General features: G+C 28.1%; 8 protein-coding genes. 6 read left to right on the top strand and 2 right to left on the bottom strand.

The genetic code is table 11. The features are described 5' to 3' along the window. Nucleotides 1-4,878, bottom strand: a complete 4,878-nt coding sequence (locus KQI89_RS13670) for a nucleotidyl transferase family protein (RefSeq protein WP_216457525.1) — start codon at nt 4,876-4,878, stop codon at nt 1-3. Between the two features lie 98 nt (nt 4,879-4,976). Next, nucleotides 4,977-5,456, bottom strand: coding sequence for a DUF4883 family protein (locus tag KQI89_RS13665; protein ID WP_032120846.1), 480 nt, complete (start codon nt 5,454-5,456; stop codon nt 4,977-4,979). A 138-nt stretch (nt 5,457-5,594) separates the two neighbouring features. Here KQI89_RS13665 and KQI89_RS13660 point away from each other — a divergent pair, with 138 nt between their 5' ends. The 6 genes from KQI89_RS13660 to KQI89_RS13635 all read left to right on the top strand — a co-directional run bounded on the left by KQI89_RS13660 (nt 5,595) and on the right by KQI89_RS13635 (nt 11,979). After that, complete coding sequence (locus KQI89_RS13660) at nt 5,595-6,101, top strand: N-acetylmuramoyl-L-alanine amidase CwlD (protein ID WP_216457524.1); 507 nt, start codon at nt 5,595-5,597, stop codon at nt 6,099-6,101. 582 nt (nt 6,102-6,683) lie between these two features. After that, the gene (locus KQI89_RS13655; protein ID WP_032120848.1) at nt 6,684-6,932 is read left to right on the top strand and encodes a hypothetical protein; all 249 of its coding nucleotides are present in this window, start codon (nt 6,684-6,686) and stop codon (nt 6,930-6,932) included. 660 nt (nt 6,933-7,592) lie between these two features. Beyond that, nucleotides 7,593-8,540, top strand: a complete 948-nt coding sequence (locus tag KQI89_RS13650) for a hypothetical protein (RefSeq protein WP_216457523.1) — start codon at nt 7,593-7,595, stop codon at nt 8,538-8,540. A 131-nt stretch (nt 8,541-8,671) separates the two neighbouring features. Further along, on the top strand, nt 8,672-10,234 hold the full coding sequence (locus KQI89_RS13645) for a MutS-related protein (RefSeq protein WP_216457522.1): 1,563 nt from the start codon (nt 8,672-8,674) through the stop codon (nt 10,232-10,234). A 28-nt stretch (nt 10,235-10,262) separates the two neighbouring features. Further along, the gene (rpiA, locus tag KQI89_RS13640) at nt 10,263-10,931 is read left to right on the top strand and encodes a ribose-5-phosphate isomerase RpiA (protein WP_216457521.1); all 669 of its coding nucleotides are present in this window, start codon (nt 10,263-10,265) and stop codon (nt 10,929-10,931) included. 25 nt (nt 10,932-10,956) lie between these two features. Then, the gene (locus KQI89_RS13635) at nt 10,957-11,979 is read left to right on the top strand and encodes a phosphotransferase enzyme family protein (RefSeq protein ID WP_216457520.1); all 1,023 of its coding nucleotides are present in this window, start codon (nt 10,957-10,959) and stop codon (nt 11,977-11,979) included. The last annotated feature ends 14 nt before the right edge of the window (nt 11,980-11,993 follow it).

Raw genomic sequence — 11,993 nt, 5'->3', positions numbered from 1 at the left:
TCATCTCCCGATTATATTTTCTAATCTACATAGCACTTCTAAATCATTTTTTAAATAGCGTGAAGGAGAAATATTTAAATCGTAGTTCATATCTACTCCTTTATCTGGGCATCTTGGTATGGTAAATACCTGACCTAAAGAAGAAAGAGTTAAATTTCTTTCATTTAAAATATGATACTCATCTTCTAGTACAGATAATATATTTATAGCATTTTCTATGCAAATTTTTGATAATTTATATAATGAAATACTTGAAGTATCTACTATAAATTTAGGTGAGGTATAGGGTAGTATCAAATTTATAGAGGGAAGAAGATTTCTTTCAGGGAAATTTCCTCTCCAAAGAGAATCCCCACCTATAAATGGATACAGGGCATTTTCATTAAACCATATTTTAAGTCTTGGTATAAAATATACACAATCTACATCTCTTTCTTGATAATCCATCAAATCTTTACCCCTAGCAGATAGAATTCCAGTTATTATCTTTTGAACTTTTATTTTTTCTTTTTTAAATAATGGATCTAAAGCTTGCATTCTATGTCCCTTATGCAGCAATGTATCCACTAATATTATAGGTTTATCAAAGGATTTTAGCATTTTAACCTGATTTTCAAGATCCATATAATGAGGAAACTCACCAATATTAAAGAGGCTCATATCTGTTTCAAAGTATTTCTCTGTATGAAGAGATTTGGTAACTGTATTAGGAACAATGTATCTATCAAGGATATCTCCATAGGGTACACACATGGACTTTCCTAGTAGTCTAGGGCTTAAGGTTTGTGGGGGAACCTTATTTTCATAGGAAACTTTTTTTATAAGTCCATAATGAAGCATATTTATATCAAAAGGAAGTACAAGTTCTCCAGGGTAAAGTTCACATAAAACTTCAAGAAGTTTTAATCTACTTTCCTTTATTACTGCTTTTACCTTGTTATTACTCCTAAAAGGTTCTTTTATAAGGTTTTCTAGGTCTAAGTTTATCACAGAAGGAGTGCTCATATTAACTATCCAGATACCGTACTTTCCACTTTCATCCCTTACTCTTTTAAATCCATAATGGCTTAGAAGATTTTCTAAACTTTGGGAGCAAGGTAATTCTTTATCTTGTTTAAATAAGGCGTACTCATAATCCTTTGATATACAAAAGGCTAAGGTTTCTGTAAGGAGTATTTGCTCCAGATTTTTGCTTTTATCATTATCTTTTATATATAATCCATCTAATAGTATTATTCTACCAAGACTTTGTTGCCTTAATGTATGAGAGAGTTTCACATCTTTAATTTCTTCATATAACATACTAGAACGAGTCCAATGAAATAGTGAAAAACCAACAATTTTTTTGCTATTGCTATCCCTTAGAAGCAATGCCCTTCCAGAAGGTTTAGAGAAAACCTCTCTGATTTTTCTTTGAATATTTTCAGAGGGATAATTAACTATAAAACAAGCTATTTCATGTAACTCCTGAGAAATTTTATTAATTACCTCCACATCTAAGCTAGTGGAATTTAAGGTGCCTTTATCTAAAGACTCTCTTTGGTAAAATCCATTTTCATATATATACTGTTGACATAAGGGATCTATTAAGCTTGATATATCCTTATTTTCATCTATATAATTTCTTATTTGAGATGAACTTATGTCTGTATATTTTGATGGAAGATATAATATTTCTACATTTCCGTCTATATTTTTTGCTAAAGATTTTAGATCTTTAGACCTATTCCTTTCAAATATTATATGAGAAAAGCTGTGTATAGAGCCTTCCTTTTTATCAAATTTATAGCTACTAGCATTAAGCAGCACATCGCTACCGATAACTATATATACCTCAGAGTCTTTAAAATTATTTCTTAATGTACATAAATCTTTTATGTTGGAAATATTAGTTGGATAGCTATCAGGGTATATATAAATATTAAGTTCACTAGCTATGGACATATTTAGTATATTTCTTCTTATAAGATTTGGAAGAGGTTTTTTGGACCAAGAAAATTCGTCAATAGCTAGATAAACCTCGTAACCTAAATCTCTTATGCTTTTAGCTATTTCCTTATGAGTTAAAGAGAAGGGGTCAAAGGTTCCAGGAAAGAAGGCTACCTTTTCTGGATGGTTTAAATATATATTTCCAATAAAAAAACTATAGTCAGAAATAAATCTGTAAATGTGGTTTAATGCTGCTGAATTTGAGAGAAAAAGAAGTTCATTATTTTTTTCTTCTATCACTAGGGTTAAAATTTTTTTAGCTATTAAATGGAATATGCTCATTTTCTCATTTAGTGAAAGATATCTAGAACCAAATAAACCTTTGCCTATAACGGTAAAAGCTGATTGCTTAACTTGATTATTATAATCACCAAGTCCATTAAGTAGTATTCCAAGTAATGCTACAAATCTTTTATGTAGATCCTCCTTAGTTTCATTGAATCTATATGAGTACTTAGAATAATACTCCGCTGTTATAGCTAGAGTTTTAAGTATAAGTGTTTTTACAGAAGGCTTTGAAATCTTTATTTTAAATGCTAAGTCATCTAATATTTCATCCAGCTCCTTAGGTGGAAGAAATAAAAATACCTGACCTAAGTATCGCGGAATATACTCTGTAAATTTATGACCTTCAATTTCTAAAGCACGTAACAATTCAACGGCTACTTCATTTCTCTCGGAAAAGGATAGATTAGGCATTATTTTTAATATAGATAATCCTGCTTGATGTCTTACATCTTCAACAGCACTTACTTTTAATAGATTACAAAAATGTATGGCTGCATGCATAGGGTTTACATCCTTATCTTCTAATACATGATCTAAAAGGATAGTTACTTGATGCTTCTTGTTTATCCAATCTGTGGCGGTTTTTAGGTTACTTAAAAATATATCTGTAATTTTATCCTTATTTTTATCATAAAAGTTTTCTAATTTTTCTATATTATCATATTCTATTTTTTTTGCTAATTTAGCTCTAAGCATGTTTTCAGAAGGATTATTGCTTTTATGATTTATGCTGTTTAGATAAAATTTAATATCTTCTATAAAGTCTTGGTTTTCATCTATTCTATCACAGAGATTCATTAAAGCTTCAAGAGCGCTGAGCCTTAAGGTTACGTTTCTCTTATTTAGCATATTTAAAATAAATTTGTATAAAGTGCTTACAGATTGGTCAAAGGGCCTAACAGGGATAGACTTTATACTTTCTAACAAAAATATGTAACTATCTATAGCCCTATCCTTATTAGTATGATAATATTGAGAAATTAAATCCCTATATACAGGTATAAAATCCTTTCTGCAGTTTTTAAATAAAGCATTTAAAAGGATATTTAGACTATGTCCAAGCCAAAATCTGTGAGATTGAATTAATTTATGATTTGGAAATAAAAGCTTATTTACGTATTCAAACAAAAGATCTTTGCTATTTAAAGAAATACTTTGTATATTTACATTCTCAGGGATTTCTTTTCTATAGTCCTCGTCAAATATAGCAATAAGAGTACCTATAAGCTCGGCACTGTGACGTCTTATGTCATCTTCAGGATGTATTAAATTATCAAAGAGGAATTTTATGGTTTGAAGCTTTTGTTTTTGAGTGAGGTAAGTGGAATATTCTTCAAATATCCTTATATATTCTCTTAAGTTTTTCCAATCTTTTTCGCTTCTTGCGGTTTCTAATATTGCATCTAAAGAAAGTTCATCTCTTAATGTGTACATAAGATTTATGTTATGATTAATTGCTATAAATTTAAGGTTTTGGACGATTTCATTTCCCATCATAATAGAATAGCTTGGAGTCTTTTGTGGTTTTATAGAATTAAGATTTATAGTAGTATCCACTTCAACTTCAATATTCAAATTTATTAGAAAATCTTCGAAATCTTTAAGTTTAGAATAAACTCTTTTATAGCGTTTTTCTTTATTAGTGTCTAGGTTGTCAAGTTTGTTTAGTATTACATCGAAGGACTCTTTTAGTGGGAAAATGTACATTTCCTCTCCATTTTCCCTTTTTTTATTTTTTACCCTAAAATCTGAATATATAAGAATTAAACTCTCAAGAGATAGGTTTTCAAGCTCTAAGTCCCAGGTCGAATGGTTTATAGCTATATTTCTTATATAGTTGATGTTGTGTTTTTTAAACCATTGATCTGAATAGTAATAATGAAGATAGGGCACCCTTCTAAGCTCTGCACCTTTACAGCCATATTTACCTATGTCATGGCCAGCAGCGCTTCCAGATACCCTTCCAAGATCTATATTTACTCCTAAGTGTTTTAGCTGTCTTCCAATATATAATGCAAGATAATGAACTCCGCAAACATGATCTAAGGTATTAAATCCTGTAACTTCTGTGTTAAGTTTCATTAATTCATATACATAATCCTCTTTAAAAGCCTTTAAAAACAGTTTATACTCCTCAGCATCCTCAAGAGAAGCTTCCTCTTCAGCACTTAGGAAATAAAATGGATATTGACTTTGAAAGCTGCCATCATTACTCTTTTTTTGAAGTTCAGAAATTATTCTAAATAATCTTAAATAAAGTTCACAAGCAGCATCTAAATCTGAATCAAGATCCATAGTAACTGCCTCTTTAAAAGATTTGGACAAAGTAAATTCATAGATATATTTTATCCACTGATGAGAGGTAAAACTTTTAGCATCACCTTTAGATAATTCTAATAATAAGGGGTGACATAATCTAAGGGTTCTATAAGCAGTAAAATCCTTTTCATTTAACATCAAAGAAAATTCATTTAAAAACCTGCTATCCCTAATATGTTTATCCACAATAGATTTATTTATATTATATTTTTTTAACCACCTTATACTGGAAAGTTTTTTTACAATGTTACTGTAGCTTTCAGAAAATTTTATTCCTTCCATAGAAACTCTCCTTTCCCATATCATAATAAAATTATATATCTTAGAAAGATTATTTCATAGGGAATTTATAAAAACAATGCCTTTATATTAATATATATTTATTTTGGATTATTTATTGTATACTTGCAAAAGCTAAATAAATTATAGGCACTATGAATATTTTTCATATTTATAAAATCAATATCGTAATTGCCGTCCCAAGGATAAATTGAAATATTAGTATCATTATAAATATCTATAATATATTTCTTAGAATTAGCAGTAATAAACATTTTATACACAGGTTTTTCAGAGAAATCTTTTGGCTTCTCCACAAAATTATCTAAAGTTAAGGAAGAAAAAAATTCTGTTAATGTACTAAGCTGCTCTTTATTTAAGCTAGCTTCTTTATGGAGGTTACTTTCATATACCCTACAAGAAAAGTTTTCATCTTTGTTTAAGTTTAAAAATAAGTCCTCTGTATAAAAATGCCCATTAGGTTTATTCTTAAAAGGAAAATAATCAGGATAACGAAAGTTACAGCTTATAAGTAATATAGGACATAGTATTATAATAAGAATGAAATAACGTAATTTCAATAGATATCACCTCACAATCTTCTCAAAATAAAACTATGAAATATGAGGAAGAATTATTACTTTTTTGAACAAAATTCTATATAAATGAATAATATAGTTTATATATATTTCATAAGCAATAATAAGAGGTGTTAAACTTTGAAACTAGGCTTTGACATTAGCCTTAATGAAAACCCATATTTAAGTAAGAATGAAATGGAAAGTTTTTTTATATCAGAAATTTTTTTAATGATAAAATCTAAATTGGAAAGTGAAGGACATACCATAGTTGATTGTAGTCCTAAAAATGTATTAAGTGATGGAGAACTATACCATAAAAAACTTATAAATGCTATAAGAAATAATTTAGATCTATTTATTTCCTTAAACTTTAATGGTACAAAGGAGAAAGAATATATAGAAATATTTTATAATTATAAATGTAGAGAGGAGTTAGTTAAAAACTTTGAATATAGTATAAATAAGTTACCTGTAGATGTAATTAATAAAAAAGAAAGTGAAGAGTTATATATTTTAAAAAACTATCCAGGGCCATGCATGGTTTTAAATATATTTTTATTTGAAAAAGATCTAATATACAACAAAATCCTACTGAAAACGATATCAAATACCATATATAAAGGGTTGATAAATATAAAGTTGTGAAAAGCTTTTCATTAAGAGTAATATAATATTAAAATTTAATTAAAATACTTAACAAAATATTAATACACTTTAGTACAAAAATATGATATATTTATATTAAAGAAACAATTAAAACTACAGATAAAAGTTTATAAGATAACCCCTTATTTATATAACCCCTTTAATTTAAAGATATTGGTATCCCCCACCAATATCTTTTTTTATTGCTTACTATTTATCCTATGCCTGACATATCTAAGATTCCTCCATGAGAAAACTAAAAGTCTAAGCTTTAGAGGAAGTGAAGTGTTCCTTTTAAATAAGTTTCATCTGAATCTAATAATCCCTCCATAAACTAAATTAAAATACTTGCATATTATATAAGATTAAGAAGTTTACACAGGACAAATAGATTTTTATCCCATGAATAACTGCTCTAATATTTCCATATTTTTTAAACTTAGAGTAAAGAGCGGATACATCTTTGGATAATGATTTCTAGCTTTAGAGATGGTGAGAACTCTTTTTATATTCTAGAAGTTTTAATTATGAGTACTTGCTGATAGATATTTTTAATATTATATATTAATGGGGGGATGAGTTATGTTTAATTTTCAAGATATAGGATTAATGACAGCTGTTGTTATGGGATTATCCCAAGTTGCAAAAGAGCTAGGTATAAAAGTAAAATTAATACCCATATTAAACTTAATCTTGGGATTAATAGCTGGAATTGTGTATGTAGCGCCAGGAGACTTGAAAACAGGCATATTTTCAGGGCTTACTATAGGATTAACAGCTTCAGGATTTTATTCTGGAGTGAAAAATGTGAGACAAGAATTTAGAAGATGACTTAAAGCCATGGGGAGTATTTACCCATGGCTTTTTATTAACAAATAATATTTAATATTGACATATGATTGTCACAAAAGATATTTATAATAAAATTAAACAAAGACCCCTTTATATATTTGAAAGCAGTTGGTTAGGTCCCCCTTTTCAACTGCTTTTTTTATTTAGAAAATTAATTATAGTGGAATGCTTGATGTTAAAATTATATTGTAAATAAGTTGAAATTAAATAAAGGGTTAAAGCATGGTTATTTAAAGCTATGAGAAATTAAAGATGATTAATAAGCTTTAGAAATAAATATATTTTTATGATATTACATGGTAAAATATAGTTTGTAAAGAAAATAAGCTATGGGATGTAATTATGCTTTAGCAAGTATAATTAAGTTATGAGAAATCTTTGCTGTTAGAAACTTTAAAGACTGCTATTTACTTTAGACTGAATATTATGAAATTAATTAGAAGTTAAGCTTTTATAACAGGAATAATGGTGTATATTTTTTAAGGTACTAAAAAATAAATTTTATTAAAGAGGATATAGTTAGAGAAAGAGAATTAATTTGCTTATTGATTTAAAGGTAGTTTTGTATATAGATTTAATTTGGAAAGGTTAAATAAAGTAAGGGTTTTATATAGTGTATAATTTAAAGGAGGATGTAAAGTGAGAAAAATAACAAAACAGCAACTAAATGAAATTGGTGAATGGATTAGTAAGAATGGTCGCCCACTAGAAGTTGCACGATGGTCATATCATTTTGAAAATGGTTCTTCTAATGAGGTACTAGAATGTCTTAAGGCCTATCAAAATGAAGATGGTGGCTTTGGACATGGATTAGAATGTGATAGTTGGACACCTTATTCATCACCTCTAACTTCATCAGTGGCATGCAAAATAATGTATGAAGTTGGCTTCAGGAAAAGTAACCCAATCATTAAAAACTGTCTTAATTATTTTAAAAACAATTATTTTAATATAGAAACTGGAACATGGGCTACCATAGTTCCAGAAAATAATGATTATCCTCATGCTCCATGGTGGAGTTGGACAGCGGATGGAAATAATACTTGGGACTTCAATCCATCCATTGAGATAGCAGGGTTTATGATTTATTGGTCAGACAAAGGCTCAAGGGAGGAAAAGCTTGCTAATATTTGTTTTGAAAAAGCGCAAAAACATTTGTTTGAATCTGAAAAAATGAATTTTCATGAAATATGGAATTATACACATGCTCTAATACTAGCTAAAGCTGTACCTGAGAAGATTAACCTACCAATAAATTTAATGGAGAAAAAAATAATTGAGCTTGTACTCTCTTCCGTATGCCTAGAGTCTTCAAAATGGTCAACAGCATATGTAGCTCAACCAATTGACTTTATAGATTATATTAATGGAGATAGCAATTTTATTTATTCACATTTTGAAGATAAAATAAAAGAAAATGCTGAGTTTTTAGTTGAGTCCTTACAAAATAATGGATTATGGGATATTACATGGGATTGGGGAAATCAGTATCCAGAAACCTTTGAAATAGCTAAAGACTATTGGAAGGGAGTATTTGCCCTTGAAAAGCTTATAAAACTTAAGAAATTAGGATTCATTGAGAAATAGGAATGCTTATAGTTTTTCTGTTAATGTGTGTTAAATAAATTCATTAGAACTAAAAACATTAATTATTATGAGTGGTTTATTAATAGCAATGTTTAAAGAAAGAATTTAGATTTAGAAGGAGTAGAGGCACATTGAATAAAATACTTTTAAAATTAATAAAAAATGATTTCACTAATGATGTGCAGAAGAAAAGAAATTTTGCAAACATAAGAAAGTTTTTTGATATGAATAAAAAAGGAGAATATACCTTAGATAATCAAACCTGGGAGGACTTAGATATGGATAAGGTATATGAAAAATTGGATAAAACTTATAGTAGCCCAGGAGAAGCAGCACTATACTCTATGCTTAGAAATCCTTTAGTAAATGAAGAAGGATTAAAAGAAAGAAGTAAATTAATTGAATCATTTAAAAGTGATAGTAAATTAAGAGAGAGTCTTATGAAGATTTTTTTTAACTTAAATAGAGATGCTAAAAATTGCTTTTTGGATATGATAGATAATGACCTCGTTATAAATAAAGCTAAATACTATATATACACTATTATTGGGAAAGTATTTCCTATGATTATAATTCTTCTTGCAATATTTATAGATATAAAATTTATGATAATGCTATTTGTATTAAGCTTTTTCAATATGCTAATAAACTCTAATGAGAGAAATACAATTAAGTCTAATGGCATATTGTACTTAAGAAAAGTTATTAAAGCATCTAAGAAAATTGAAAGTATAAATAACAAAGATATTATTAATTATAAAGATAAAATAAGCTCTATTCTTAAAGATATAAAAGATATTGATAGAGGAACAAGATTAATAGGATTTATAAACATGTGGGATGGAGTATTCGAAGCCCTTTCTGTAATTTTTCTTTTGGAAGAGTGCGCTTATTATTCAATATCAGCTAAGGTGAAAAAGGAAAAGGAATCTTTAATGGACCTTTACTATACAATTGGTGAGTTAGAAGCTTTAGTTTCTATTTCTTCATACCAATATAATCTAAAGGATCAATATACGGAGCCTAATTTTATAGAAGATATTACTTTGAATATATGTGAAGGTGTTCACCCCCTTATAGAAGATGCTGTTTCTAACTCAATTTCTATAGAAAATAAAGGTATAGTTCTTACTGGTACAAATATGTCTGGTAAGTCTACCTTTTTAAGAATGCTTGGAGTAAATATACTTTTAGCTCAAACCTTTAACTTTGCTTTAGCTAAAAGCTATGAAGCGCCGTTTTTTAATATAGTTTCATCCATTAGTCCTAATGATGATTTAACAAAAGGGAAAAGTTTCTACATGGCAGAGGTAGAATCTATTTTGAGAATAATTAAAGCTTTAGAAAAGGATGTACCAGTGTTCTGTCCTATAGATGAGATTTTTAGAGGAACAAATCCTATAGAGAGGATTTCTATGTCCGCAGAAATATTGACATACATAAATAATAGAAAATCTATTTCACTTGTAGCAACTCACGATAGAGAGTTAGTGGATATTTTAAAAGAAAACTACGAATTTTACTATTTTAGTGAAGATGTTGATAGTAAAAAAGGTTTAAGTTTTGATTATAAACTAAAAAAAGGAACTTCTAAGTCAAGAAATGCAATTAGACTTTTAGAGTATATGAATTATCCAAAAGATATAATAGATAAAGCTTATAAAAGATCTAAAAGCATAGAAGGGTTTTTATAAGTAATTAAGAAATAATGGAGATGGTGAAATGAATAGTAAAAAAGTAGCTGGAGAAAAGGCCGTTGAATTTATAAAGGATGGTATGACCATAGGACTTGGAACTGGCACAACTACATACTATACTATTGTAAAGTTAGCTGAAAAAGTGAAGGATGGATTAAAAGTTAAAGCCATTTCAACTTCAAATAAAACTACTGAACTTGCTGAAAAACTAGGCATAGAAATAGTTCCTTTTAATGAAGTAGATTATGTAGATTTAACTATTGATGGAGCCGACGAGGTTGATAATTTATTAAATGGAATCAAGGGTGGCGGAGGAGCTTTATTATACGAAAAGTTGGTTGCAATGTCATCAAAGAAAGTAATATGGGTTGTCGATAATAGTAAAAAAGTTCATTGCCTAGGAAGATTTCCACTTCCAGTTGAGGTTGTTCCTTTTGCATATAATCAGATATTTAATAAATTAGAAGAATTAAAGTTAAATCCTGAGATTAGGAAAAGAGATAGCAATTATTATTTAACAGACGGACAACATTATATTATTGACTTATTTTTAAATAAGATAGAGGATCCATATAAATTAGAAAAAACACTAAAATCAATACCAGGTGTAGTTGAAACTGGGCTTTTCCTTCAAATTGCTAATACTGTTATCGTTGGTAATGGAGATCAGGTTCAAATTATAGAAAAATCTTAGGTGAAATACATAAGGGGGGGGTTCTATGATTGAAAATATTAATATTATTTTAGATGAGGTATCTAAGCTATATCAGTTAAATATTGATATAGGAAATTTTAACAAAGTAGGCAATTCCAATAATCTTATTTATGAATTTCAATATGAAAATGAGTATTTTGTTTTAAGAATTACTGAAAAGGATATAATACATTTACCAAGTTATGAAGCAGAAGTAGATTTTATTAATTATCTAGCCAAAAATAAAGTTAGAGTATCAAAAGCCATTTCATCAATAAACAATAAATTAGTTGAGTCCATAAAATTTACTAATTCATTTTACATAATTTCAATTTTTGAAAAAGCGGATGGCCACATGCCCATAATGAATTCAGCAGAAGAATGGAATAGTACATTATTTCATAACTGTGGTCAAACTATGGGACAAATTCATGCTTTATCAAAGGAATATAAATTTAATAATAAATATATGAAAAGAAAGCAGTGGAATGAAGATATTTATTTCACAGAGGAATATAGTATTTCTATAGAAGATAAGAAGATCTTTAATAAGTGGAATAAAATTGTAAGTGAATTAAATTCATTACCTAAAGATAAGAATTCTTATGGACTTATACATTATGATTTTCATCAGTACAATTTTTTTATTAATAAAGATAACAATTTAACAGTTTTTGATTTTGATGATTGCTTATATAATTGGTTCCTATGTGATATAGCAATTGCATTTTATCATGCAATAGGGCATAAACCTGTAAATGAACCTGAAAAACGTAGTAATTTTGCATGGGATTTTATAGAGTCATTTTTGAAAGGATATCTAAAAGAGAATACAATTGATAGCTATTGGATTGAAAAACTTCCTTTGTTTTTAGAATACAGGAGAATATGCTCATATATTTTCTTTACAAAAATGTGGGATAAGCAAAATATAGAGCTAAAGCAAAAAGAATACCTTAAAAAAATAAAATATGATATAGAAAATGAAGTTCCATATATTGGAATGGACTTTAAAATATTAAAAGAAAAGCTATATACTTGGTCTTAAAATGAAGGAGGGCT

This window comes from Clostridium simiarum (assembly GCF_018919175.1).
Taxonomy (GTDB): Bacteria; Bacillota; Clostridia; order Clostridiales; family Clostridiaceae; genus Clostridium_L; species Clostridium_L simiarum.
The sequence above is the reverse complement of the archived record's forward strand: the minus strand, read 5'-3'. Positions and strand labels throughout refer to the sequence as shown.